The sequence below is a fragment of the Agromyces bracchium genome, from assembly GCF_009709675.1.
In the GTDB taxonomy this organism is placed as follows: domain Bacteria; phylum Actinomycetota; class Actinomycetes; order Actinomycetales; family Microbacteriaceae; genus Agromyces; species Agromyces bracchium.
Window position 1 is genome coordinate 24,336 of sequence record NZ_WMLB01000011.1, and the last position, 23,306, is coordinate 47,641.

Below are 23,306 nucleotides of genomic sequence, written 5' to 3' on the forward strand. Positions count from 1 at the left end.
CCGTTCGAATCGACGGGAGCAGGATCGAGCCTCAGCGGTACTCCTCCGCGATGTAGGCGGCCACCTCCGCCTGCAAGCGGAGCCGCATCGCCGACCGCCAATCCGATCCCATCCGCGCATAGGTGATGACCGCATGACAGTTCCGACAGCGGACATCGCACTTCGCGATCTCCGCGGCCACCCGCGCCAGCGCGTGGCCGCCTTGGGCGAGTCGCATCACCTCCGCTCCCTTGTCGGCGCCGTCTCGGTGATCGAAGTCGAGCACCCGGATATCGGATTCCCCGCAGTCGATGCACGGATGGGTAATCAGATGTCGACCGACGAATTCCAACGCACGACTTCTCCGTTCCCCCTTCGCAGCGACGATGCGACGTACGTGCGAATCTCGATTCTTCGCATAGTAGGCGCGTGCCTTGTCGCGATTGCAGTCTCGGCAGATCGACTGGAGCCCGTCTCGAGATGCGGATCGACGGTTGAATTCTGACGTTGGCCTAGACTGCATGCAGCGGCCGCATCGTTTCGATCGCGTCATTTTGCCCCCGTAGCTCAGAGGAAGAGCAGCTGACTTTTAATCAGCGGGTCGGGATGTCGGAATTCCCCGGGGGCACCACGTACCCCCTCACCTCGTCGCCGATTCATGCCGCCGTGCGTCCATCCGTCACAGATGCCACGCTACTGACACCCTCCGTCATCACGGCGCGAGCCGCGGCATCCCGAGCCCGAACTCGCGCCGGAGCGCGCTCGCGGCCGCGTGCCAGCCGGCGAGACCGTGCACGCCCGGGCCGGGCGGCGTGGAGGCCGAGGCGAGGTAGACGCCCGCGAGCGGTGTGCGCCACGGGTCCGGCGAGAGCACCGGGCGGCGCACGAGCTGCGCGAGCGACGGGGCTCCCGACGCGATGTCGCCGCCGATGTAGTTCGCGTTCTCGGACTGCATCTGCGCGGCCGAACGCGACGACGTCGCCAGCACGAGGTCGCGGAAGCCCGGCGCGAAGCGCTCGATCTGCCGGGTGACCGCCTCGGTGGGGTCGAGCGTCGACCCGGCCGGCACGTGCGTGTACGTCCAGAGCACGTGCCGCCCCGCGGGGGCGCGCGAGTCGTCGAGCGTCGACGGCTGCGACACCAGCACGTACGGTGACGACGGATGGCGCCCCCGCGCGACATCTCGCTCGCCCGCGGCGATCTCCTCCCGCGTGCCGCCGAGGTGCAGGGTGCCGGCTCGCGCGAGGTCGTGGTTCGCCCAGGGCACGGGCCCGGCGAGCGCGAAGTCGACCTTCGCCGCGGCGTTGCCGTACCGGAATCCGCGGAGCGCCCGTCGGTAGCGCGCCGGCAGCCGGTCGCCGGCGAGGCGCGCGAGCGCGCGCGGGGTCAGGTCGAGCAGGACGGCACGGGCGGGCGGCAGCGCCCCGAGGTCGTCGACCGCGGCATCCGTCACCACTTCGCCGCCGTGCGCGACGAGATCGGCGACCAGTGCGTCGACGATCGCGCCGCTGCCGCCGACGGGGATCGGCCAGCCGCGCGCATGGGCGTGCATCGTGAGCACGAGACCCGCGCCCGAGGTCCCGATGCTCGGCAGCGGGCGGATCGCGTGCGCCGCGACGCCGGTGAGCATCGCGGGGGCCGCCTCGTCGCGGAATCGCACGTTCCACGCGGGCGTGCCCTGCTCGAGCGCCCGCAGGCCGAAGCGGGCGGCGACGAGCGGATGCCGCGGCACGCGCACGAGCGTCGACCCCGTGAACTCGGTCACGGCCTCCTCGTGCGCGACGAGCGGTGAGATGAGGCGCCGGTACGCGCGGCCGTCGCGGCCGAGGCCGTCGACCGTGCGGTCGAGGTCGTGCCAGGCGAGGCCCGCGCGCCCGCCGTCGAGCGGGTGCCCGAAGGAGAGTTCGGGAACGCGGAGCTCGATGCGCCGCTCGAGCCCGAACGCGCGGAAGAAGGGCGACGCGAGCGCCATCGGGTGCACGGCCGAGCACACGTCGTGGCGGAAGCCGGGGAGCGTGAGCTCCGCCGTCCGGGCGCCGCCGCCGGGCTCGGGCGCCGCCTCGACCACGCGCACGGACAGGCCCGCGCGTGCGAGGGTCACCGCAGCGGCGAGCCCGTTGGGGCCCGCTCCCACGACGATCGCGTCGACGGCGTCACTCCGGGCCATCCGACCTCCCCGTCCGCGAGCGGGCGTGCGCCGCGAGCGGGCGTGCTCCGCGGTCGGCACCATGATGCCACGCGAACCGGGCATCGCCGATGAGCGGCGGATCAGGCGGCGGACCGGGGCACCGCCGTGGGGGACCGGAGACGTGCTGGGCTCCGATGCCCCGACGCGGCGGCTCCTCCCCAGGTGTCCCCTTCCGCACTGCCACGTGCGGTGGACCGAGCGTACGTCCACGGCACGACGCTGGGAACACCCTCGAAGTGGGGGCTGGACATCCGACCGGACAGACCGGACCGATCGACCCGGCTGCGCCGGAGACTCGCCCGCTCAGCCGACGATGCGGCGCAGCCCCGCCATGAGCGCGAGGCGCTCCTCGGCGTTGCGTCCGAGCGGAGTGACGTTCAGGGTCGTGACCCCCGCCCGCACGAACGCCGCGACGCGCTCGGCGACCTCGGCGGGCGAGCCGATGAGCGAGATCGCACGCACGAGCTCGTCGGGCACGGCGGCGATCGCCTCCTCGCGGCGGCCGTCGAGGTAGAGGTCCTGGATCCGCTCGGCCTCCGACGCGAAGCCGTAGCTCGCGATGAGGTCGTTGTAGAAGTTCTTCCCGCGCGCGCCCATGCCGCCGATGTAGAGGCCGAGGTTCGGCTTGACCGCCGCGATCGCGGCCTCGACGAGCTCGGGCCGATCGGTGATGGCGAGCGCCGGGCTCGCGAAGACGTCGAGCGCCCCCAGCTCGGGAGCGCGCCGGGCGCGCCCCGCCTCGAGCGACGCACCCCACACGTCGGCGGCCCGCTCGGGGTGGAAGAACATCGGCAGCCAGCCCTCGGCGATCTCGGCGGTCTGCTCGACCGACTTCGGTCCGAGCGAGGCGATCGTGATCGGGATCCGCTCGCGCACCGGCTCGTTGATGAGCTTCAGCGGCTTGCCGAGGCCCGTGCCCTGGCCGGCCGGGAGCGGGATCGTGTAGTTCCGGCCCTCGTGCACGACGCGCTCGCGCCGCCACACCATGCGGCACACGTCGACGATCTCGCGCATGCGGCCGAGGGGCGCGTCGTACGGCACGCCGTGGAAACCCTCGATGACCTGCGGGCCCGACGCGCCGATGCCGAGCTCGAACCGGCCCTCCGAGACGTAGTCCAGGCCGGCCGCCGTCATGGCGGTGAGCGACGGGGTGCGCGTGTAGAGCTGCAGGATGCCGCTCATGAGCGTCATTCGCGAGGTCCGGGCGGCGAGGAAGCCGAGCTGGCTCACGGCATCGAACGAGTAGACCTCGGGGACGACCACGAGGTCGACGCCCGCCCGCTCGAGTTCGGCGACCTCGGCGGCGGCCTCGCGGAAGCCGCCCGCGTAGCTCAGGAACATGCCGATGCGCATGCGTCGCTCCTCGTCGTCGGGGCTGGTGGTGATGGTGGGCTCGCGGCCCCCTCAGACCCTAGTCGACGCGGTCAGGTCTCGACGACGACGATCGGGTCGGTCGTCGGCGCCTCCGACCCGCCCGCGGGTTCGATGGTCATGCCGACCACGACCCCGGAGGAGAACTCTCCCTCGAGCACGACGTAGGCGGCGCCGTCCTCGGGGTCGAACGTTCCGGCGGGACGCGCGCCGGCGTCGTCGATGTACCAGAGCTCGTACGTCGAGTCGGCGCCGACGTCGGGCAGGTCGGACGTGCGCACTGCCGACCTGCCGAGTTCGGCGGACCACACGATCGTCACCTCGCCGCCGTCGGTCGACGCCACCGTGACGGACTCGGCGTCGGGTGCGGCGGCGATCGCCTCGACCGCGCGCTGCGCGCCCCAGCCGGCGGGCCCCGGCCAGTTCACGCCCACCACGGCGCCGGCGATGACGAGCACGGCGGCCGCGGCCGCGGCGACGAGCGCGACCGGCCGCTGGAACCAGCGTCGCCGCGCGGCGCGTTCGGCGGGTCCGGCGACGGATGTCCCGGGGTCGCCCTGGCCCGCCGCGGACGCGGGGACCGCGGCCGGCGCCTGGGCCGGCATCGCGTCGGGCGCGTCTCCGGACGCCCGTGCCTGCGGGGCCGGACCGACCGGTGCGGCAGACTCGTCGGACCCGGCGGGCACCTGCGGCACCTGCGGCACCTCGTCGAGCCGATCGAAGATCGAGGCCTTCATGGCGGGCGGCGGCTCGACCGGTGCGGCGGCGTCGGCGAGCGCGGCGGCCGCCTCGCGATGCGCGACGAGTTCGGCGCGCAGCTCCGGCGACTCCGCCAGGCGCGCCTCGACGAGCGCACGCTCCTCGTCGGTCACCGCGTCGAGCGCGTAGGCGGCGAGCAGCGCGTCCAGGTCGTCGGGCTCCCGACGCTCGGGGAACTCCGGTTCGCTCATGTGCTCACCCCCATCACCCGGCGCAGCCGGATCATGCCGTCGCGCATCCTCGTCTTCACGGTGCCGAGCGGCACGTCGAGCCGTTCGGCGATCTCGGACTGCGTCAGCCCGCCGTAGTACGCGAGCATGACGCACTCGCGCTGCAGCTCGCTGAGTTCGGCGAGCGCGACGTGCGCCCGCTCGTGGTCGAGTCGCACCTCGACCGCTTCGGCGACGCTGTCGACGGGCACGTCGAGGTCGCGAGCTCCGATGCGGGCGTCGCGGTCGCGCGCGGACTGTGCGGAGCGCACGCGATCGACGGCGCGCCGGTGCGCGAGCGTGAACATCCAGGAGATCGCCGACCCGCGCGCGGCGTCGAATCGCGGCGCCGTCTGCCACACCTCGAGGAACACGTCCTGGGCGACCTCCTCCGCCTGGGCCGGGTCGACCACGACGCGACGCACGAGTCCGAGGACGCGTGGGGCGGTGCGGTCGTAGAGCGCGCCGAACGCCGCCCGATCGCCCGTGCCGGTCGCGACGAGCAGTTCGTCGAGGGTCGGGTCGGATGCCGCTGGCCCGTGCTCGGCGTCCGTCACGTGTCCCAGCATGGCAGACCGGGCCGTTCGTCGTGGCAGCAACGCGACGGGCGTGACGCGTCGCGCCGCCACGACTGCGATCGGCGCCTGGGCGAGGGTCATGCGGTGCTCCGGTGATGCGTGGAAGGGTCGACGGTGATTCGTCGCGGAACGTCGGGAGGATTGGCGCGACGGCTCGGCGGGGAAGCCGGTCACCACCAGAGCGATTCAGCCTCGACGTGCCTCGGCATCGTCCGGTCCGTCGATGCAGTACCAGAGCCGCCAGCGGTCGGGCACGCCCTTGAGGTCGTGCTCCCCGGCCGGCTCGAAGGCGAACGGGAAGCCGAGCAGGAGCGAGCGGACGGTGTCGCTCACCATGATGCGGCCGGGATCGGCCGCTGCGCAGATGCGAGCCGCCGCGTGCACCGCGAGCCCGACGAGGTCGTCGCCGCGCATGATGAGCTCGCCCGAGTGCACGCCGACGCGCAGTCCGAGGCCGAGCGCGGCCGCCGACTCGAGCGCCTGCGTGGCGTAGTGGAGCGCCGACGAGGGCAGCGGGAACGTCGCGACGATCCCGTCGCCGGTCGTGTTCGCCTCCGTCCCGGAGAAGCGGGCGATGGAGCGTCGCAGCGCCTCGTCGTGCGAGGCGAGGATGTTGCGCCAGCGCTCGTCGCCGGTCCTCGCGAGCGTGGCCGTCGACTCGACGATGTCGGTGAAGACGGTCGTGAGCACGTCCCGGCGCCCTCCGCTGCGGGCGCCCGTGAGGAACTCCTCCATCTCGTCGACGAGCGCGCCGTCGGGGAGGATCGCCGGCAGCGCCGAGGACCGGCGGACGAGCTGGAGCCGGCCCTCGGGCAGCGCGTCGGCCAGCCATCGCATCGGCGCCTCCTCGATCGCCTCGAGCGCGGTGTCGTGGAGCACGAGCACCGGGGCGCGCACGTCGGCGAGGTACGGTCGGATGTCGACCGCGACGATGGCCTCGGCGAGCCGTCGCGCCGCGGTCGGCGTCGCCGACATGCTCTCGTAGCGCTCCCACCAGGCGACGAGCCGCTCCGCACCCTCCGCCTGCCAGAACTGCCGGACGACGAGCCCCCTCCCCCACTCGGCCGGCTCGAGACCCGCCATGAGGCTCGCGACCCATGCCGCGTCCAGCGTCCACGGGAAGCCGTCGTCGGCGTGGCCGACCGCGAACGCCTCGTAGACGATGACGGCGTCGATGCGGTCCGGATGCCGCGCTGCGGCGACGAGCGCCGTCGCCCCGCCGTCGAACCAGCCGATGATCGCCGCACGCGTGCTGCCGGCGGCATCGAGGATCGCGACCAGGTCGTCGGCTCGATCCTCGACGGTCGCGTCGAGTCCTCCGCGATCCGAGAGCCCCGTTCCTCGCTTGTCGAAGAGGATCACCCGAGCGCCCAGGGCCTGCAGCCGCTCGATGAACTCGAGGTGCTCGGGCAGTTCGCAGAAGACGTCGACGTTCGAGATGAAGGCGAAGGCGAGCACGATGTCGCGATCGCCCTCGCCGAACACCTTGTAGGCGAGGTCGACGCCGTTCCGCACGGCGTATCGCGTGGAGGGGATCACGGTGCGGGCACCTCCAGTCGGAACAGCGTCCAGGCGCCGGGCACGCCCCTCAGCGCGTGCTCGCCGGCCGTCTGGAAGGCGAGCCCCGAGCCCTCGACGAGGACGCGGACGGTGTCGGTGACGAGCACCTCGCCCGCCTTGGCGAGCGCCGAGACGCGCGCCGCGACGTGGATGGCGATGCCCACCATGTCCTCGTCGCGGACGAGCACCTCGCCGCAGTGGACTCCGGCGCGGAGGCCGAGACCCATTGCCTCAGCGGCGGCGATCGCGTCCTGCGCGAAGCGGATCGCCGACGACGGCAGCGCGAACGCGACGACGAACCCGTCGCCCGCGGTGTTCACCTCGCGCCCGCCGAACCTCGAGAGCGAGCGCCGGATCGATTCGCGGTGCCCCGAGAGCAGGTTGCCCCAGCGCAGGTCGCCGGATCCGGCCAGCTCCTCGGTCGAGCCGACGATGTCCGTGAACACGATGCTCGCGAGCTCGCGACGAGCGCCGCTGCGGGTGCCGACGAGGAACTCCTCGATCTCATCGACCAGGTCGTCCGAGGGGAGGATGAACGGCGCGCCGTCGGTGTGCCGGACGACCCGCAGTCGCGCGTCCGGAAGCGTGTCGGCCAGCCAGCGGAACGGTGCGGCCGGCACGCCGGGATAGTCGCGGTCGTGGATCACGAGCACCGGGACCGCGACGTTCGCGAGGTGGTCCCGGATGTCGAGCGCCAGCGCGTCCTCGAGGACGCGCAACGCACCGCTCGGCGGTGCGGAGAGCCGCTCGTAGCGCACCAGCCAGTCGATCAACCTGGCATCGCCCGCCCAGTCGGGAGCCATCATGCGAGCCATCGCCGCCTGCCCCCACCCCATGGTCACGAGCTTCCGCATGGCCCTCTCGCCGAACGGCGACGCGAAGCCCCACGGGAAGCCGGGAGCGCGCCGACCGCTGGCGAGGACCTCGTACGCGACCACGGACTCGACCCGGTCGGGGTGTCGGGCCGCCGTCACGAGGCAGGTCGCCCCGCCGTCGAACCAGCCCAGCAGGACGGCGCGCGCGCTCCCCGCAGCGTCGAGCACCGCGACGAGGTCGTCCGAGTGCTGCTCGACGCTCACCGGACCGGTGCCGCGATCGGACATGCCTGCGCCCCGCTTGTCGAACAGGATCACCCGGCCGAGGGCGCTGAGTCGTTCGACGAACTCGCGGTTCTCGGCGAGCTCGAAGAACGCGTCGACGTTCGAGACGAGCGGGAAGGCGAGCAGCAGGTCGCGGACCCCCTCGCCGACGACCTTGTACGCGATGTCGGCGTCTCCGCTCCGGGCGAAGGCGGTGTCCGGGATCATGGCACGGCTCCGACGCACCGCCGCCAGTTCAGGTCGATGCGGCCCGGTCCACGCACGGCTCCCCCCGCCACGGCCACCACGCTAGTCCCCCGGCGCGACTCCGGACAGGACTTCGGGCGCTCAGATGCCCCCGGGGGCCTCCTCGCCGCGCGCCACGCGTCGGCGGTGCTGGCGGATCCGTGCGATGCGCTTGACGACGAACGCCGCGCCCGCGAGCACGCCGACCGCGATGACGACGAACTGGAACCCGTCGGCCCACGGCTCCACGACGTGCCAGTTCTCGCCGAGCAGGTAGCCGGCGAGCACGAACACGGTGTTCCAGATGATGCTGCCGAGGGTGGTCAGCGCGAGGAACCAGGCGACGGGCATGCGGGTCACGCCGGCGGGGATCGAGACGAGGCTGCGGAAGAGCGGGATCATCCGCCCGAAGAAGACGGCCTTGCGTCCGTGCCGGTCGAACCAGGCCTCGGTGCGATCGACGTCCGCGACATCCACCAGCGGCATCGCCTTCACGATCGCGCGCGTGCGCTCCCGCCCGAGCACGGCGCCGACGAGGTAGAGCGCGAGCGCGCCGACGATCGAGCCGGCCGTGGTCCAGGCGAGCACCTCGATCAGGGTGAACGAGCCCCTGCTCGCGGTGAACCCCGCGAGCGGCAGGATCACCTCGCTCGGCAGCGGCGGGAAGAGGTTCTCGAGCGCGATCGCGATGCCGGCGCCGGGGGCGCCGAGGGTCTCCATCAGGTCCACCGCCCACGCGGCGAGTCCCGTGAGCTCGGATTCGGCGGCGGCACGCAAGGATGTCGTCGTCATGACGTCGAGGCTAGGCGACGCCGGCTGGGCGAACGGTGGGGACGGCCCCGGATCCGGGCACCGGTGCACCTTCAGCGCGCTCCGAGGCGGATGCGACAGGCTGGTCGTCCGGCAGATCGGAGCGAACCCCGCATGACCTGGAGCCTCGTCCTCGACATCCTGCTCGTGCTCGTCCTCATCGGCGCGCTCGTGCACGGATGGCGCGCCGGCCTGCTCCGCACGCTCGGCGGCCTGCTCGGCCTGATCGCCGGTGGCATCGCCGCCTACATCGCGATGCCGTGGGTCGTCTCGTTCGTGGCGGCGCCGGAGTGGCGGGCGCCGATCGCGATCGCGGTCGCGGTCGTGCTCCTCGTCGCGGGCGCGTCGCTCGGTGGCGCGATCGGCCGGGCGCTCGGACGTGGTGCCGACGCCGTCAAGCTGGGCCCCGTCGACCGCGTGCTCGGCGCGATCGTGAACACGATGGTGACGGCGTTCGTCATCGCGCTGGTCGCATCGGGCGTCGGCTCGATGGGCGTGCCGGTCGTCTCCCCCGCGGTCGCGGGCTCATGGGTCGTGCGCGGCATCGACCAGGTCACCCCGCAGCCGGCGCGCACGCTCATGGCCGAACTGCGCACCGCGGCGTTCGGCGAGGCGATCCCGTGGCTCACGGGCGTGCTCGACGGACCGACGGTCGCGCCCGAACTGCCGTCGGGCGGCGTCGACGATCCCGAACTGAACGCTGCCGCGGCATCCGTCGTCAGGGTCACCGGGCTCGCCTTCGAGTGCGGCGGCAACCTCACCGGGTCGGGCTTCGTGGTCGCGCCCGATCGGATCGTGACGAACGCCCACGTCGTCGCGGGCGTGACCGAACCGATCGTCGAGGCGCCGGGACGCGGCCCGGTCTCCGGCCGTGTCGTCGCCTTCGACCCCGACGCGGACCTCGCGGTGATCGCGGTCGACGGCCTCGACGTCGCCCCGCTCGCCATCGCCGACGCGCCGGGCGCCGACACCGACGTGGCCGTCGCGGGCTACCCGTTCGGCGGACCGCTCGAGCTTCGACCCGCACGGGTCATGGCGAACGGCCCGATCACGATCTCGATCGACGGCGACACGACCTCGCGCGATGTCGTGACCCTCGCGGCCGAGGTCGACCACGGCAACTCCGGCGGGCCGGTGCTCACCGGCGACGGCGAGGTCGGCGGGGTCGTGTTCGCGAAGTCGCAGACGGTCGACAACGTCGGCTTCGCCGTGCCCGTCGGCACGCTCGAGCCGCTCGCCGACGAGGCGCCCTCGCTCAGCGAGCGGGTCGACTCGGGCAGCTGCGCGTTCTGACGCTCACTCCGCGGTGAAGCCGGCGAAGCGGATGCCCCAGCTGAGCTCCCACTGCTCGCCCGGGTCGAGCCAGCGAAGCCCCTTGCCGGAGTTGAACGCCTCGGCGGGCGCCGTCATCGGCTCGACGGCGATGGCCCGGCGCTCGCCGGGGTAGTTCTCGGTCGTGTACACCTGCACGTACGCGAACTCGTCGTCGGCCCAGACCGAAACCGATCGGCCGTCGGGCGCGACGAGCGTGTGCTCGACCGTGCCGTCGACCGAGGCGACCTCGCCGAACGCGTCGTCGAGGTCGACGTCGCCGACGCGGCGCCCCTCTCGGAAGTCCCACTCGGTGCCGTCGACGGGCACCTCGCCGGTCGGGAGCAGCCGCTCGTCGACCTCGAGGTGGCTCGCGGCGTCGAGCCGCAGCACCAGGTCCTCCGTGGGCACGCCGCCGATCTTGAGGAACGGGTGGGTGCCGACCGCGACGGGGGCGGGCTCGCCGCCGACGTTCTCGAGGAAGTGCGTGACCTTGAGCCCGTCGGAGACCAGTTCGTAGCGCACCGCGGTGCGGACGAGGAACGGGTAGCCGAGCTGCGGGAAGATCGTCGCCGCGAGCGTCACCGAGTCGCGGTCCTGCTCGACCGGCACGTACTCGGCGTAGCGCAGCAGCCCGTGGATCGCGTTGTGCTTCGCGGGCTCGGTGATCGCGAGCTGGTACGTCCGCTCGCCGTGGCGCCACACGCCGTCGCGGATGCGGTTCGGCCACGGCACGAGCACGATCCCCGACCCCGAGGGCGGCGTCTGGTCCTCGCCGTAGGACGGCACGAGGTCGATGCCGTTGATGGTGAGGGTGCGCAGGCCCGCGGCGACGGCGGTGATCGTCGCGCGGACGTCGCCCGTCGAGGTGGTCGTCTCGAGCTCGAACTGATCGCCCGTGGGGAGATTCATGCACACCACCCTATGGCCGGTCGGGAGCGTGGGCGACGAGGACGTCGAGTCCGGCGTCGCGGAGTTCGCCGATGAGGATGCCGGGGGCCGCGGCATCCGTCACCAGCGCGTCGAACGCATCGACCGGAGCGATCCGGCCGAGGTGCACCTCGCCGAGCTTCGAGGCGTCGGCCACGACCACCGCGCGCGCCGCGCGCTGGAGCATGAGGGCCTTGACGGATGCCTCTGGGAGGTTCGCGTTCGTCACGCCGAGCTTCGGGTCGACGCCGTTGCACCCGATGACCGCGAGGTCGACGTGGACCTCGTCGAGGACGGAGCCGGCGAGCGGGTGCACGAGCGAGTGCTGGCGGGGGCGGAGGGTGCCGCCCGTGACGACGACCGTGAACCTCGGGATCTCGGGTTCGAGCTCGAGCGCGATCGAGAGGCCGTTGGTGAAGATCGTGACGTCGTCGAGGTCGTCGCGCGCGCGGAGCGCGCGGGCCACCTGGAGCGTCGTGGTGCCGACGTCGAGGATGACGCTCTGCCCGCTCCGCACGAGCGCCGCCGTGCGTTCGCCGATGAGCTGCTTGGGCACGACGGAGGTCGCGAGCGCCTCCTCGAAGCTCGGCTCGCGCTCGGGCCGCGGTTCGGCGGAGCCGGCCCCGGACGGCACGGCGCCGCCGTGGACCCGGCGCACGAGGCCGGCCCGCTCGAGCGCGTCGAGGTCGGCGCGCGCGGTCACCGGGGTCACGCCGAACGACTCGCTGAGCTCGACGACGCGCACGAACCCGCGCTCGGCGACGAGATCGGCGGTGAGTCGGCGGCGGTGTGCGACGTCGGGCTGCATGAGGACCAGTGTGGGGGCGCCATCCGTACTTTGCAATACGAAACCCACTTGTTTCTGAAACGAAAGTCGCGTACCGTGGCGCCGTGCACCAGACCGAACCCGGCCTCCTCGACCCGCGCATCGCCGTGCGCCGCTCGACGCTCGCCGACGGCCGCGAGCTCATCTACTTCGACGACGCCGACACCACGCTCCCGCCCGAGCGCGCGATCGACGCCCGCGCCCTCGATCCGCGGCCCGCGGTCGCGGAGATGCGGCAGGACCCGCTGACCGGCGAATGGGTCTCGATCGCCGCGGCCCGGCAGAACCGCGTGTTCCTGCCCCCGGCCGACGCCGACCCGCTCGCGCCCCAGACCGAGGCCAACCCGTCCGAGATCCCGAGCACGTACGACGTCGCCGTCTTCGAGAACCGGTCGCCGTCGTTCGGGCCCGACCTGGCCGACTGGCCCGGGTCGACCGACGGGGTGGCGGATGCCGCGGCATCCGCCCTCGCCGACGTACGCGCCGTGGGCATCGGGCGCCGCCTGCCCTCGCACGGCCGCTGCGAGGTCGTGTGCTTCAGCCCCGAGCACGAGGGGTCCTTCGGAACCCAGACGGTCTCTCGCGCGCGCACGGTCATCGAGGCGTGGGCGCACCGCACCTCCGCGCTCTCGGAGCTGCCCGGCGTGCAGCAGGTGTTCCCGTTCGAGAACCGCGGGCGCGAGATCGGCGTCACGCTCCCCCACCCGCACGGCCAGATCTACGCCTACCCGTACGTCACGCCCCGCACGGAGCGACTGCTCGCGGCGATCGACGCCTACGGGCCCACGTTGCAGGCCGACGTGCTCGAACGCGAACGTTCAGGCGAGCGCGTGCTCCTCGCCGCCGAGCACTGGACCGCCTACGTCCCCTTCGCGGCCCGCTGGCCGATCGAGATCCACCTCGTGCCGAACCGGCACGTGCCCGACCTCGCCGCGACCACGGCCGACGAGCGCGACGAGCTCTCGCGCGTGTACCTGCGCCTCCTCCGCGGCGTCGACCGGCTCTACGACACCCCCACGCCCTACATCGCCGCGTGGCATCAGGCGCCGGTGCACGAGCACCGCGACGACGTGCGGCTCACCATGCAGCTGACGAGCCCGCGTCGCGCCGCGGATCGCCTGAAGTACCTCGCCGGGTCCGAGGCCGCCATGGGCGCCTGGATCGGCGACGTGCCGCCCGAGGCGCAGGCCGACGCACTGCGCACCGCCATCGAAGGAGTTGACCTGTGACCGACGCCATGGCCTCCGCCCAGCATCTCTTCGCCGAGCAGTACGGCCGCCGTCCGGCGGGCATCTGGTCGGCACCCGGCCGCGTGAACCTCATCGGCGAGCACACCGACTACAACGACGGCTTCGTCTTCCCGTTCGCGATCGACCGCCGCACGACCGTCGCGCTCGGCGACCGCGACGACCGCGTCGTGCGGGTCTCGTCGACGTTCTCGCCCGAGACGATCGAGGTGCACCTCGACGAGTTGACGCCCGATGCCGTGAGCGGATGGGCCGCGTACCCCCTCGGAGTGGTCTGGGCGCTGGGCGAGTTCGGCGCCGACCTCGCGCACGTGCGCGGCGTCGACCTGCACATCGACTCCGACGTGCCCGTCGGGGCCGGGCTGTCGTCGTCGGCGGCGATCGAGTGCGCCGTGGCGCTCGCGCTCGACGAGCACTGGGGCCTCGGCTTCGACCGCCCGACGCTCGCGAAGATCGGGCGCCTCGCCGAGAACCGCGTCGTGGGCGCCCCGACGGGCATCATGGACCAGTCCGCGTCGCTCCTCGGCGAGGCCGACTCCGGGGTGTTCCTCGACTGCCGCAGCCTCGACGCCGACGTGATCCCCCTCGGCTTCGCCGAGGCGGGCCTGTCGCTGCTCGTCATCGACACGCGCGTGAGCCACGCGCACGCGACCGGCGGGTATGCGGCCCGGCGCGCGTCGTGCGAGGCCGGGGCGGCGACCCTCGGCGCGGAGTCGCTCCGCGGGGTGGGCGTCGACGACCTCGACCGTGCGCGCGACCTGCTCGACGACGAGACCTTCCGCCGGGTGCGGCACGTCGTGACCGAGAACCAGCGCGTGCTCGACACGGTCCGCACGCTGCGCGAGCACGGACCTGGCGCGATCGGCCCGCTGCTCGACGCGTCGCACGTGTCGATGCGCGACGACTTCGAGATCTCGGTGCCCGAGCTCGACCTCGCGGTCGAGACCGCGCAGGCGAACGGGGCGATCGGCGCGCGCATGACGGGCGGCGGCTTCGGCGGCGCGGCGATCGCGCTCGTCATCGACGACCTGGTGCCCGTCATCGGCCGCAAGGTGGTCGAGGCGTTCGCCGAGCACGGCTACCGCGAGCCGGGCGTGTTCACGGTGCACGCCGCGCAGGGCGCCCGACGCGACGCCTGAGCCGGGCTCGGCGACGCGCAGGCGCGCTCGGCGCGTCCCGCGGCCGCGTCGCCCGCGAGCGTCCTGCCGCGACCCTCAGCGCGGCTCGACCGCCGTCGGCGTGCCGCCGGTGATGCGCACGAGCTCGTCGAACGTGGTCGGGAACACCGTCTTGGCGTGCCCGGCCGCCGCCCACACCTCGTCGTAGCCGGCGAGGTCGACGTCGACGAACGTGCGCACCGGCGCGGGGTGACCCACGGGCGCGACCCCGCCGATGACCTGGCCCGTCGCGGCCTTCACGACCTCCTTCGACGCGCGGCCGATCGTGCCGCCGAGCTCGGCGCCGAGCCACTCGGTGTCGACCCGGTGCGCCCCCGACGTGAGCACGAGGATCGGTTCGTCGTCGAGCGTGAAGACGAGCGAGTTGGCGATCTGGCCGACCTCGATGCCGAGCGCGTCGGCGGCGAGCTTCGCGGTCGTCACGGCGTCGTCGAACCACACGATGCGCGGTTCGATCCCGTCGGCGGCGAGCGCCGCGGCGACTCGGTCGACGGCGGCGTGCGAGGGGGCGGCGGTCGGCTCGGGGGTCATGCCCTCGATCCTACGAGCGGATGCCGCGGCATCCGTCGCCCGGAGCGGCCCGCGCTCGCCGCCTCACCGTACCCGCCCCGCCCGGCCGCCATGGGATGCCCCCGACGGTTCACCGCCCTGCCGTAGGGTTCGACCGTGACCACCTCCCCACCGCCGCACGATCGCCTCGCCCGACGTCTCGGACTCCGCGGCGCGGTCGCCATCGGGCTCGCGGCGATGATCGGTGCGGGCGTCTTCGCGGTGTGGGCTCCTGCGGCGCAGGCCGCGGGCGGGTGGCTGCTCGCGGGGCTCGCGATCGCCGCGCTCGTCGCGTTCGCGAACGCCGGCTCGACCGCGCAGCTCGCCGTGCGCTACCCGGAGTCGGGCGGCGCGTACCGGTACGGGCGGGAGCGGCTCGGGGCCTGGCCCGGCTTCCTCGCGGGGTGGGGCTTCGTGATCGGCAAGACGGCGAGCTGCGCCGCGATGGCGCTCACCGCGGCGGCGTACCTGGTGCCGCCCGCGTGGCAGAAGCCGGTCGCGATCGCCGCGGTCGTGGTGCTCGTCGGCGTCAACGTGCTCGGCGTCACGCGAACGGCGCGGGTCGCGTCGGTGATCGTCTCGGCCGTGCTCGCGGTGCTCGTCGTGGTCGTCGCCGCCGGGTTCGCCGCGATCGCGGGCGTCGGCTGGGGTGTCGGCGCGACCGGGTCCGAGGCGGCATTGCAGGCGACGGATGCCACGCCGGGCGCGCGCGGCGTCTACGGGGTGCTGCAGGCCGCCGCCCTGATCTTCTTCGCGTTCGCGGGCTACGCGCGCATCGCGACGCTCGGCGAGGAGGTCCGGGAGCCGCGTCGCACCATCCCGCGCGCCATCGGCGTCGCCTTCGCGGTCGTCGTGGTCGTCTACGCCCTCGTCGGCACGGCGGCGGTCGGCGCGCTCGGGTCCGACGCGCTCGCGGCATCCGTCGCCCCGCTCGTCGACGTCGTCGCGGTCGCCGGATGGCTCTGGGCCGAGCCCATCGTCCGCATCGCCGCCGGCGTGGCCGCGCTCGGCTCGCTGCTCGCGCTCGTCGCGGGCGTCGGGCGCACGAGCCTCGCGATGGCGCGCGACGGCGAACTGCCCCGCCCACTGACGGCCGTGCACCCGCGGTTCGGGGTGCCGCACGTCGCCGAGATCGCGACGGGCGTCGCCGTGATCGTGCTGCTGCTCGTGGCCGACCTGCGCGGCGCGATCGGCTTCTCGTCGTTCGGCGTGCTGCTGTACTACCTGGTCGCCAACGCGTCGGCGATCACGCAACCCGCCGACGAGCGGCTCGTGCCGCGTTGGCTCTCCTGGTTCGGGGCGATCGGATGCGTCGTGCTCGTCGTGACGCTCCCGCTCGCGTCGATCGCGGCGGGTGTCGCGGTCTTCGCCGTGGGCGCCGCGGTGCGCGGCATCCGTCTCGCCGTCGCCCGGCGTTCGGGTCACCGGGGCGCGGAATAGGCTGACGGCATGAGCGCCGACCCCTCAGCCCGCATCCTGACCATCGCCGACGTCCCCGCGCCCGAGCTCGATCAGACCGCCTTCGTCGCGCTCGGCGCGGTGATCGTCGGGCAGGTGCGCCTCGCCGCGCAGTCGAGCGTCTGGTACAACGCGGTGCTGCGTGCCGAGGCCGAGCCGATCTCGCTCGGGGAGCGCTCCAACCTGCAGGACGGCGTGGTCTGCCACGTCGACGCGGGCTACCCCGTGGTGATCGGCGAGGGCGTCTCGGTCGGCCACCGCGCGGTGCTGCACGGCTGCACGGTGGAAGACGATTGCCTCATCGGCATGGGCGCGACGATCCTCAACGGCGCCGTGATCGGCCGCGGCTCACTCGTCGCGGCCGGCGCCGTGGTGCTCGAGGGCACCGTCGTGCCGCCCGGATCGCTCGTCGCCGGCGTGCCCGGCAAGGTCCGCCGCGAGCTCACCGCCGACGAGCAGGCCGGCATCCGGCGCAACGCCGAGGCGTACCTCGCGCACGTCGTCCGGCACACCGCGCCCGTCGACTGACCGGGCGGCGGCGACCCCCACGGCAGGGGTGACGGATGCCGCGGCCGCGCCCGACCGCACCTGCGACAGGCGGCGCCGCACGCGCCGCACCCGGCGGACGACGCCGCGAACCGGAACCCCGACCCCCCAGGCCAGGGCGCCTGCGAGGCTGCGGTCGTGCTCGCCGAGCATGCGCCGTCGTTCGAACGCCGCGCGCAACGCGCCGCCCGACAGGTCGTGACGACGCTCGAGCGCCGGGAGCGACACGATGTCGCGCGCCTCGACGAGCGCCTCGAGGCGCGACGCCCAGTCGTCGGCCGCGCGCTCGTGGAAGTAGTTGTCGGCGAGCCACGCCGGGTCGGCGCGGCGGAAGCGCCCCGCCGCGAGGTCCTCGGTCGACCCGAACAGCCCGGCGCCCTCGAACACCGTGTTGATCATCGTCGGCGAGACGCCGAAGTCGTCGACGAGCAGCGTCGGGATGCCGAGCGCGATCGACTCGAGCGCGGCCGTCGAGCTGACCGTCACGAGGGCGCCCGCGCGCGCGAGGTGGGCGGCCATCGGCCCGTCCTCGACGACGAGGTTCTGCGGCACGGCGTCGGGAAGCTCGCGCAGCAGTTCGGCGTAGTCGTGCGCCTCCGCGTGGGTCTGCGCTTCGCCCGCGCGGGCGCGGACCTTGACGACGACGCGTCGATCGGGCTGCCGCCGGGCGAGTTCGGCGAGCGCGACGAGCACCCGCACGCGGTCGTCGCGCCCGGCGGGCACCTTCGCCTGGGCGGCGAAGATCACGTCCGTTCCGGTCGGCGCGGCGACATCCGCCTCGGCCCTCGCGAGGAACGGCAGCGTCGCGAGGCCGAACATGCGGTCGACGCCGAGTTCGGCGGCGTTCGCGCGGAACTCGCGCACCTCACGCCGGCTGTGCAGCACGATCAGGTCGGTCTGCTCGCGGTAGATCACGGCCTTCGGCACGGCCGGGATGGTGAGCCCGGGGAAGCCGCTCACGAGCACCGGGCGGTCGCGGCGCCGCAGCAGTCGCGGCGCCACCACCCGCACGAACGGCCCGCGCAGGGCGAGCAGCACCGCGTGCGGGTCGAAGCCGTCGAGTTCGGCGTCGAGCCCCGGGGTTCCCTCACGCCCGTCGAGCGGGACGAACCGCGCGTCGGCCGTCGCGAAGCGCGTCCCGTCGAGGGCGTGCTCGAGCTGCCGCGCACTCGGCTGCACCGGAGAGCCGACGACGACGAGCCGCGACTCCCACTCGCCGGGCAGCGTCGAGGCGAGCGCCGCCCCCCACTTCACGTAGGAGTCGGAGTCGCCCACGACGAGCAGGCGCCGCGCCGCGGCATCCGTCACCGCCCCGCCCTGCCCGTGGCCACCCGTCACGCGAGCACCCGGCGCAGCTTGGCCTTCGGGGCCTCCTCGCCCGGGTAGACGCGCTTGACGCCGTCGCCGAGCGCCTCGCCGATGATGCGGATGTCGCGCACGAGGTGCTCGAGGCCCTGCGGCTCGAGCGAGGCCGAGTGGTCGGAGCCCCACATCGTGCGGTCGAGCGTGATGTGCCGCTCGACGGCGACCGCGCCGAGCGCGACCGCGGCGATCGAGATCTGCAGGCCGCGCTCGTGGCCGGAGTAGCCGACGGGCACGCCCGGGTAGCGGCGCTTCAGCGCGGGGATCATGAGGAGGTTCGCCTCCTCCGACGGCATCGGGTAACTCGACGTGGCGTGCATGATCACGAGGCGCTCGGTGCCGAGTACGGTCACCGCGCGGTCGATCTCGTCGAGCGTCGACATGCCGGTCGAGAGGATGACCGGCTTGCCCGTGTCGCGGACGGCCTCGAGGAGTTCGAGGTCGGTGACCGACGCCGAGGCGATCTTGTGCGCGACGACGCCGTACGACTCGAGGTCGGCCACCGCCGGCGCGTCCCACGGCGATGCGAACCAGTCGAGGCCGTGCAGGGCGGCGTGCCGGGCGACCTCGGCGTACTCGTCGCGGCCGAACTCGACCCGGTGGCGGTACTCGAGGTAGGTCATCGTGCCCCACGGCGTCTCGCGCGGCGTGAGCTTCATGTGCTCGGGCGTGGAGAGGTCGGGCGTGCGCTTCTGGAACTTCACGGCCTGCGCACCCGCGTGCGCCGCGACCTCGATGAGCCGCTTGGCGATCTCGACGTCGCCGTTGTGGTTCAGCCCGATCTCGGCGATGACGTAGACGGGGTCGTACTCGCCGATCGCGGCGTGGCCGATGCGCACGGACATGGTGACTCGCTTTCGTGATGGGGTCAGGTCGCGGACGACGCCGCGGCGATGGCCTCGCGCTGCTCGCGAGTCGGGTGGGCGGGGTCGAGCTCGCGCGATTCGCGCACGAGGTCGGATGCCGCGGAGCCGAGTTTCGCCTCGCGCGCGGCGAGCACGAGCTCGGCGAGTTCGCGCACGGCACCGTGGCCGCCGTGCCGCTCGAGCACGTGGCGGGCCCGCTCGAGCGCGTCGGGCGCCGCGTCGGGCACGGCGAGCGGCCAGCCGACGAGGTCGAGGGCGGGGACGTCGCCGCGGTCGTTGCCGAGGTAGGCGATGCGGTCGAGGCGGATGCCGCGGGCCGCGGCCCACTCGCGGAGCGCGACCCCCTTGTCGGTGAGGCCCTGGATGACGTCGACGCCCAGCTTCTCGGCCCGGCGGCTGACCACCGGGTTCGCCTCGGCCGACAGGATGAGCACCGGGATTCCGGCATCGCGCAGGCGCGCCACCCCGTGGCCGTCGGCGCGGCTCACGCGCACCGACTCGCGGCCGAGCTCGTCGACCGCGGCGGTGTCGTCGGTGTGCACGCCGTCGAAATCGGTCACGACCGCGTCGACGTCGATGAACGGATGCCGCGGGTCGGCGACCCACGCCACGCCCTCGCGTCGTGCGAGCGACGCGGCGATGCCGCCCGCGAGCCGCCGGTCGACGCGCGGCGCGAGCACGCGCGCCCGCGCGAGGTCGGCGGCGTCGTCGATCTCGATCGCCGTGTCGGGGTGGACCCGCTGGATGCCGATGCGGCCGAAGAACCGGTGCCCGGCGAGCACGAACCCGTCGGTCCGGAGCACGTAGAACGCGCCCGTCTCGAGGAACTCCGGCTCGCGATCCTGGCGCCGCGGGCGGTTCGACGGGTCGTGGTTCACCCCGACCGCGCTCGCGCCGTCGGCGTCGTCGGCCCGTTCGCGCCAGAGGAACCCGTGGGTCGGGGTCGCGGCGAAGACCACGTCGCGCTCGCCCTGCTCGACGCGTGCGACGGCCGCGTCGAGGTCGGCCGGGTCGATGAACGGCGAGGTGGCCTGGATGAAGACGGTGACGCCGGCGACCGATCGGTGGTCGGCCGGGCCCGGCTCGCGCCCGAGTGCCTCGATCGCGTGCAGCAGCGCCGATTCGCTCGACGCGGTCGCGTTCGCGAGTTCGGCCGGGCGCTCGATCACCTCTGCGCCGGCGCCGCGCGCGGCATCCGCGATGTCCTCGTCGTCGGTGGTCACGACGACGCGCCCGATGCGCTCCGCGGCGAGCGCGGCGTGCACGGCCCTGGCGACGAGCGGCACGCCCCCGACGCGTGCCACGTTCTTGCCCGGGAGGCCCTGCGACCCCCCTCGGGCCGGGATGATCGCGATCGCGCGCGCGGCCCCGGCCGGCGAACCGTCGCCGGTCGCGGCGGGGCTCCCCCCGGTGCGGGTGGCGCGGTCCCCCGACGCGCCGACGCCCTCGCGGGCGGATCCCGACCCGGCCGCGCCGGCGGCGGTGGCCCTCATGGAGTCGCTGCGGCTCATGCCGCGAAGCTACGCACGCGACGCGTCCGCAGGGTGCACGCCCGGTGAACGCCGGGCGACGTCCAGACAGACAGCGGACGCCACGGCATCCGCACGCCTCCAGCGCAAGATCCGGCAGAATTCTGCCGAACGGCTGGCCGTCGCCGAGCCGGGGCGCATCCATCCGGCAATTCGGCAGAAATCTGCCGAATCATGCTGTTCGCGTCGTACGATGAATCCCAGGCACAGAGAATCGGTAGATTCCCGCCGTTTCGATTCATGGAGAGGCCCGTTCGATGGACGCACCCACCGAGATCGGCCGCGCGATCCGCACGGCGCGTCGCGCACACGGTCTCACCCAGCAGCAGCTCGCCGAACTGGCCGGCACGGCTGAGCGGACCGTGCGGGAGATCGAGAAGGGCACGGGCGCGAGCAGCCTGGACACCGTGGTGGCGGTGGCCGGGGCGGTGGGCGTGGCGATCGGGGTCATCCGGTGACGACCGAGCTCGAAGCCCTGCGGCGGGTCCGATCCGCCGACGTCCTGAAGGCCGGTCGGCTCGCCGCCCGCTTGATGCGGAACACCGACGGCGGCATCGACTTCCACTACCTCGACGAGTACCTCGCCTCGGCCGATGCCGTGCCGGTCGCGTTCACGCTGCCGCTCGATGACGCGGTCGTGCACGTGCCCGGCGGAGCCCTGCCCGCCTTCTTCGCCGGGCTCCTGCCCGAAGGACATCGGCTCTCGGTGCTGCGACGAGCGACGAAGACGAGTGCCGACGACGAGCTCACCCTGCTGCTGGCGGTCGGGGAGGATGCACCCGGCGACGTGCAGGTCGTTCCGGAAGGGGCGTCGCCGACTGATCCGCCATCCGTCTTCGACGCCGACGAGCCGGGGCAGCTCGACTTCGAGTCGCTCATCGACGTGCTCGACCGCCAGGCGATCCCCGGCGTTCAGCGCAAGGCGAGCGCTTCGATGATCAGTACGCCCCTCGCCACGCGATCCGGTCGCTACATCCTCAAGCTGAGCCCGACCGAGTACCCGCATCTCGTCGAGAACGAGGGCGCCCACCTCATCGCCGCGCGCACGATGAAGATCCCGGTCTCGCGGGCCGCGGTCGTGCGCGACCGCGACGATGTCGCGGGCCTGCTCGTCGAGCGCTTCGACCGCGTCGCCGCCGACGACGGCTGGCGACGCCTCGCACTCGAGGACGCCACCCAGGTGCTCGGTCTCCCACCCGCCTCGAAGTACGGGATCGATTCCGAGACCCTCGTCACTGCACTCGCCGGGGTCTGTGCGGCGCCCATGGTGGCGACGAGGAACCTCTATCTGCAGTTCGTCTTCGCCTGGCTCACCGGGAACGGCGACCTCCACGGAAAGAACGTCGCGGTGCTGCGAACGGATGTCGCCGCGCGAGGTTGGGCGATGGCACCGGTCTACGACGTCCCGTGCACGCTGGTCTACGGCGACGACTCGCTCGCCCTGCCCGTCGCCGGTCGCACCCGGAAGCTGCGGCACCGGCACTGGCGCGAGTTCGCCGACGCGATCGGCCTGCCCGAGCGGGCGGCCGCGTCGGCCGAGGCCCTGGCACTCCGCGCGGCGACGAAGGTCGATCTGGCTGGGCTGCCCTTCGAGGGGTCGCCGCTCCACCGCGCGGAGCGCGAACTCCGACTTCGCCGCAACGAGCTGGAGGGCTAGCGCGGGCTCAGCGCCCGTGCAGCTTGATCTCCGCGGCCTTCACGACGTTCGCGAGGAGCATGGCTCGGGTCATCGGGCCGACGCCGCCGGGGTTCGGCGAGAGGTGGCCTGCCACTTCGGCGACCGCCGGGTCGACGTCGCCGGTCAGCCGGCCCTTGCCGGTCTCGTCGTCGGCGACGCGCGTGATGCCCACGTCGAGCACCGCGGCGCCGGGCTTGATCCACTCGGGCTTGACCATGTGCGGCACGCCGACGGCAGCGACGACGATGTCGGCGCGGGCGACCTCGGCGGCGAGGTCCTGCGTGCGGGAGTGCGTGAGGGTGACCGTGGCATCCAGGCCCTTGCGCGTGAAGAGCAGGCCGAGCGGGCGACCGACAGTGAGGCCGCGGCCGATGACCGTCACGTGCTGGCCGCGGATCGGGACCTGATAGCGCTGGAGCATCTCGACGATGCCGGCCGGCGTGCACGGCAGCGGCGAGTGCAGGTCGCCCTCGATGCCGAGCACCAGGCGGCCGAGGTTCGTCGGGTGCAGCCCGTCGGCGTCCTTGTCGGGGTCGATGAGCTCGAGCATCGCGTTCTCGTCGTGACCGGTCGGCAACGGCAGCTGCACGATGTAGCCGGTGACCTCGCGCGCCGAGTTCAGGTCGCGGATCGCGGCGCGCACGTCGGCGGAGGTCGCCGACGCCGGCAGGTCGACGCGGATCGACTCGATGCCGACCTCGGCGCAGTCGCGGTGCTTGCCGGCGACGTACGAACGCGAGGCGGGGTCGTCGCCCACGAGCAGGGTGCCGAGGCCCGGCACGATGCCGTTCGAGCGCAGGTCGGTGATGCGCGAGGCGAGCTCGGACTTCACGGCCGACGCGGTCGCGACGCCGTCGAGGGTGATGGCGGTCATGTTCGGTACCTCTTCCGAGCGTGGGCGAGACGAGTTTCGATGCCGGGGCGGTGGGGCGGATGCCACGTGCCGGCGTGTCGCGCGGGGCGTCCTTCGATTCAGGAGCGATCGGATCGGAGGTCCGCCCCACTCCGTGGCCGGGCTCGGGGGCGAACGACCGCCCGCCCCCGAGC

At 73.4% G+C, this 23,306-nt stretch carries 21 protein-coding genes, 1 tRNA gene and 1 pseudogene; 8 read left to right on the forward strand and 15 right to left on the reverse strand.

All coding sequences use genetic code 11. From position 1 onward, the window contains the following. Nucleotides 1–31 precede the first annotated feature (31 nt). Nucleotides 32–331 carry a hypothetical protein gene (locus GJ743_RS03815; protein WP_155050617.1) on the reverse strand — a complete coding sequence of 100 codons (300 nt, stop codon included), beginning with the start codon at nucleotides 329–331 and terminating at the stop codon, nucleotides 32–34. A gap of 204 nt (nucleotides 332–535) precedes the next feature. Between GJ743_RS03815 and GJ743_RS03820 the strand changes: the two genes are divergently transcribed. Further along, a tRNA-Lys gene (locus GJ743_RS03820) sits at nucleotides 536–610 on the forward strand. Nucleotides 611–691: 81 nt separating this feature from the next. Here the strand turns inward: GJ743_RS03820 and GJ743_RS03825 are convergent. From GJ743_RS03825 to GJ743_RS03855, 7 genes are all read right to left on the reverse strand, one after another. Then, nucleotides 692–2,146, reverse strand: coding sequence for a phytoene desaturase family protein (locus GJ743_RS03825; protein WP_155050618.1), 1,455 nt, complete (start codon nucleotides 2,144–2,146; stop codon nucleotides 692–694). A gap of 324 nt (nucleotides 2,147–2,470) precedes the next feature. Further along, nucleotides 2,471–3,520, reverse strand: coding sequence for an LLM class F420-dependent oxidoreductase (locus tag GJ743_RS03830; RefSeq protein ID WP_155050619.1), 1,050 nt, complete (start codon nucleotides 3,518–3,520; stop codon nucleotides 2,471–2,473). 71 nt (nucleotides 3,521–3,591) lie between these two features. After that, a complete protein-coding gene (locus GJ743_RS03835; protein ID WP_155050620.1) occupies nucleotides 3,592–4,488 on the reverse strand; it encodes an anti-sigma factor in 897 nt (298 codons plus the stop codon). Then, entirely contained in the window at nucleotides 4,485–5,075 is a 591-nt protein-coding gene (gene sigK / locus GJ743_RS03840; RefSeq protein WP_155050681.1) for an ECF RNA polymerase sigma factor SigK, read from the reverse strand. The genes GJ743_RS03835 and sigK overlap by 4 nt, the downstream gene beginning before the upstream one ends. A 195-nt stretch (nucleotides 5,076–5,270) precedes the next feature. Next, nucleotides 5,271–6,623 (reverse strand): adenylate/guanylate cyclase domain-containing protein, encoded by a 1,353-nt coding sequence (locus GJ743_RS03845; RefSeq protein ID WP_155050621.1) that lies wholly within the window; start codon nucleotides 6,621–6,623, stop codon nucleotides 5,271–5,273. Then, nucleotides 6,620–7,951 carry an adenylate/guanylate cyclase domain-containing protein gene (locus GJ743_RS03850; RefSeq protein ID WP_155050622.1) on the reverse strand — a complete coding sequence of 444 codons (1,332 nt, stop codon included), beginning with the start codon at nucleotides 7,949–7,951 and terminating at the stop codon, nucleotides 6,620–6,622. The genes GJ743_RS03845 and GJ743_RS03850 overlap by 4 nt, the downstream gene beginning before the upstream one ends. Nucleotides 7,952–8,071: 120 nt before the next feature. Further along, entirely contained in the window at nucleotides 8,072–8,761 is a 690-nt protein-coding gene (locus GJ743_RS03855) for a DedA family protein (protein WP_155050623.1), read from the reverse strand. A 132-nt stretch (nucleotides 8,762–8,893) separates the two neighbouring features. Here GJ743_RS03855 and GJ743_RS03860 point away from each other — a divergent pair, with 132 nt between their 5' ends. Further along, nucleotides 8,894–10,072 (forward strand): MarP family serine protease, encoded by a 1,179-nt coding sequence (locus tag GJ743_RS03860; RefSeq protein WP_196216907.1) that lies wholly within the window; start codon nucleotides 8,894–8,896, stop codon nucleotides 10,070–10,072. A gap of 3 nt (nucleotides 10,073–10,075) precedes the next feature. Here GJ743_RS03860 and GJ743_RS03865 read toward each other — a convergent pair whose 3' ends face one another. Together GJ743_RS03865 and GJ743_RS03870 are read right to left on the reverse strand one after the other, a co-directional pair. Continuing rightward, entirely contained in the window at nucleotides 10,076–11,002 is a 927-nt protein-coding gene (locus tag GJ743_RS03865; RefSeq protein ID WP_155050625.1) for an aldose 1-epimerase family protein, read from the reverse strand. Between the two features lie 10 nt (nucleotides 11,003–11,012). Continuing rightward, complete coding sequence (locus tag GJ743_RS03870; protein WP_155050626.1) at nucleotides 11,013–11,828, reverse strand: DeoR/GlpR family DNA-binding transcription regulator; 816 nt, start codon at nucleotides 11,826–11,828, stop codon at nucleotides 11,013–11,015. Between the two features lie 83 nt (nucleotides 11,829–11,911). Between GJ743_RS03870 and galT the strand changes: the two genes are divergently transcribed. Both galT and galK read left to right on the forward strand, forming a co-directional pair. Further along, on the forward strand, nucleotides 11,912–13,075 hold the full coding sequence (galT, locus tag GJ743_RS03875; RefSeq protein ID WP_328288756.1) for a galactose-1-phosphate uridylyltransferase: 1,164 nt from the start codon (nucleotides 11,912–11,914) through the stop codon (nucleotides 13,073–13,075). Next, nucleotides 13,072–14,232: a galactokinase gene (galK, locus tag GJ743_RS03880; protein ID WP_376862027.1), complete on the forward strand. Its 1,161-nt coding sequence runs from the start codon at nucleotides 13,072–13,074 to the stop codon at nucleotides 14,230–14,232. The genes galT and galK overlap by 4 nt, the downstream gene beginning before the upstream one ends. 75 nt (nucleotides 14,233–14,307) lie before the next feature. Here galK and GJ743_RS03885 read toward each other — a convergent pair whose 3' ends face one another. Next, complete coding sequence (locus GJ743_RS03885; protein WP_155050627.1) at nucleotides 14,308–14,802, reverse strand: YbaK/EbsC family protein; 495 nt, start codon at nucleotides 14,800–14,802, stop codon at nucleotides 14,308–14,310. A gap of 135 nt (nucleotides 14,803–14,937) precedes the next feature. On the opposite strand from GJ743_RS03885, the gene GJ743_RS03890 reads away from it, so the two are divergent. Together GJ743_RS03890 and GJ743_RS03895 are read left to right on the forward strand one after the other, a co-directional pair. Then, nucleotides 14,938–16,260: an APC family permease gene (locus tag GJ743_RS03890; RefSeq protein WP_328288757.1), complete on the forward strand. Its 1,323-nt coding sequence runs from the start codon at nucleotides 14,938–14,940 to the stop codon at nucleotides 16,258–16,260. A 9-nt stretch (nucleotides 16,261–16,269) separates the two neighbouring features. After that, nucleotides 16,270–16,806: a gamma carbonic anhydrase family protein gene (locus GJ743_RS03895; RefSeq protein WP_155050628.1), complete on the forward strand. Its 537-nt coding sequence runs from the start codon at nucleotides 16,270–16,272 to the stop codon at nucleotides 16,804–16,806. Between the two features lie 276 nt (nucleotides 16,807–17,082). On the opposite strand, the pseudogene GJ743_RS20085 reads toward GJ743_RS03895, so the two are convergent. The 3 genes and pseudogenes from GJ743_RS20085 to GJ743_RS03905 form a co-directional block, all read right to left on the reverse strand. Continuing rightward, nucleotides 17,083–18,162, reverse strand: a pseudogene (locus GJ743_RS20085) (DUF6716 putative glycosyltransferase); the annotation flags it as partial. Then, a complete protein-coding gene (locus GJ743_RS03900; RefSeq protein WP_155050629.1) occupies nucleotides 18,159–19,031 on the reverse strand; it encodes an N-acetylneuraminate synthase family protein in 873 nt (290 codons plus the stop codon). The gene GJ743_RS03900 and the pseudogene GJ743_RS20085, both read right to left, overlap by 4 nt. Nucleotides 19,032–19,054: 23 nt before the next feature. After that, on the reverse strand, nucleotides 19,055–20,563 hold the full coding sequence (locus GJ743_RS03905) for an acylneuraminate cytidylyltransferase (RefSeq protein WP_230386440.1): 1,509 nt from the start codon (nucleotides 20,561–20,563) through the stop codon (nucleotides 19,055–19,057). A 275-nt stretch (nucleotides 20,564–20,838) separates the two neighbouring features. Here GJ743_RS03905 and GJ743_RS03910 point away from each other — a divergent pair, with 275 nt between their 5' ends. Together GJ743_RS03910 and GJ743_RS03915 are read left to right on the forward strand one after the other, a co-directional pair. Beyond that, nucleotides 20,839–21,039, forward strand: coding sequence for a helix-turn-helix domain-containing protein (locus GJ743_RS03910; protein WP_155050630.1), 201 nt, complete (start codon nucleotides 20,839–20,841; stop codon nucleotides 21,037–21,039). Next, nucleotides 21,036–22,238 carry a type II toxin-antitoxin system HipA family toxin gene (locus tag GJ743_RS03915; RefSeq protein WP_328288758.1) on the forward strand — a complete coding sequence of 401 codons (1,203 nt, stop codon included), beginning with the start codon at nucleotides 21,036–21,038 and terminating at the stop codon, nucleotides 22,236–22,238. The genes GJ743_RS03910 and GJ743_RS03915 overlap by 4 nt, the downstream gene beginning before the upstream one ends. Nucleotides 22,239–22,245: 7 nt before the next feature. Here GJ743_RS03915 and GJ743_RS03920 read toward each other — a convergent pair whose 3' ends face one another. Next, complete coding sequence (locus tag GJ743_RS03920) at nucleotides 22,246–23,133, reverse strand: bifunctional methylenetetrahydrofolate dehydrogenase/methenyltetrahydrofolate cyclohydrolase (protein WP_155050631.1); 888 nt, start codon at nucleotides 23,131–23,133, stop codon at nucleotides 22,246–22,248. Nucleotides 23,134–23,306 lie beyond the last annotated feature (173 nt).

Coding starts and splice junctions, on each gene's coding strand:
- GJ743_RS03825 (WP_155050618.1), bottom strand. CDS start 2,146: ATGGCCCGGAGTGACGCCGTCGACGCGATCGTCGTGGGAGCGGGCCCC.
- GJ743_RS03830 (WP_155050619.1), bottom strand. CDS start 3,520: ATGCGCATCGGCATGTTCCTGAGCTACGCGGGCGGCTTCCGCGAGGCC.
- GJ743_RS03835 (WP_155050620.1), bottom strand. CDS start 4,488: ATGAGCGAACCGGAGTTCCCCGAGCGTCGGGAGCCCGACGACCTGGAC.
- sigK (WP_155050681.1), bottom strand. CDS start 5,075: ATGCTGGGACACGTGACGGACGCCGAGCACGGGCCAGCGGCATCCGAC.
- GJ743_RS03850 (WP_155050622.1), bottom strand. CDS start 7,951: ATGATCCCGGACACCGCCTTCGCCCGGAGCGGAGACGCCGACATCGCG.
- GJ743_RS03855 (WP_155050623.1), bottom strand. CDS start 8,761: ATGACGACGACATCCTTGCGTGCCGCCGCCGAATCCGAGCTCACGGGA.
- GJ743_RS03860 (WP_196216907.1), top strand. CDS start 8,894: ATGACCTGGAGCCTCGTCCTCGACATCCTGCTCGTGCTCGTCCTCATC.
- GJ743_RS03865 (WP_155050625.1), bottom strand. CDS start 11,002: ATGAATCTCCCCACGGGCGATCAGTTCGAGCTCGAGACGACCACCTCG.
- GJ743_RS03870 (WP_155050626.1), bottom strand. CDS start 11,828: ATGCAGCCCGACGTCGCACACCGCCGCCGACTCACCGCCGATCTCGTC.
- GJ743_RS03885 (WP_155050627.1), bottom strand. CDS start 14,802: ATGACCCCCGAGCCGACCGCCGCCCCCTCGCACGCCGCCGTCGACCGA.
- GJ743_RS03895 (WP_155050628.1), top strand. CDS start 16,270: ATGAGCGCCGACCCCTCAGCCCGCATCCTGACCATCGCCGACGTCCCC.
- GJ743_RS03900 (WP_155050629.1), bottom strand. CDS start 19,031: ATGTCCGTGCGCATCGGCCACGCCGCGATCGGCGAGTACGACCCCGTC.
- GJ743_RS03905 (WP_230386440.1), bottom strand. CDS start 20,563: ATGAGCCGCAGCGACTCCATGAGGGCCACCGCCGCCGGCGCGGCCGGG.
- GJ743_RS03910 (WP_155050630.1), top strand. CDS start 20,839: ATGGACGCACCCACCGAGATCGGCCGCGCGATCCGCACGGCGCGTCGC.
- GJ743_RS03920 (WP_155050631.1), bottom strand. CDS start 23,133: ATGACCGCCATCACCCTCGACGGCGTCGCGACCGCGTCGGCCGTGAAG.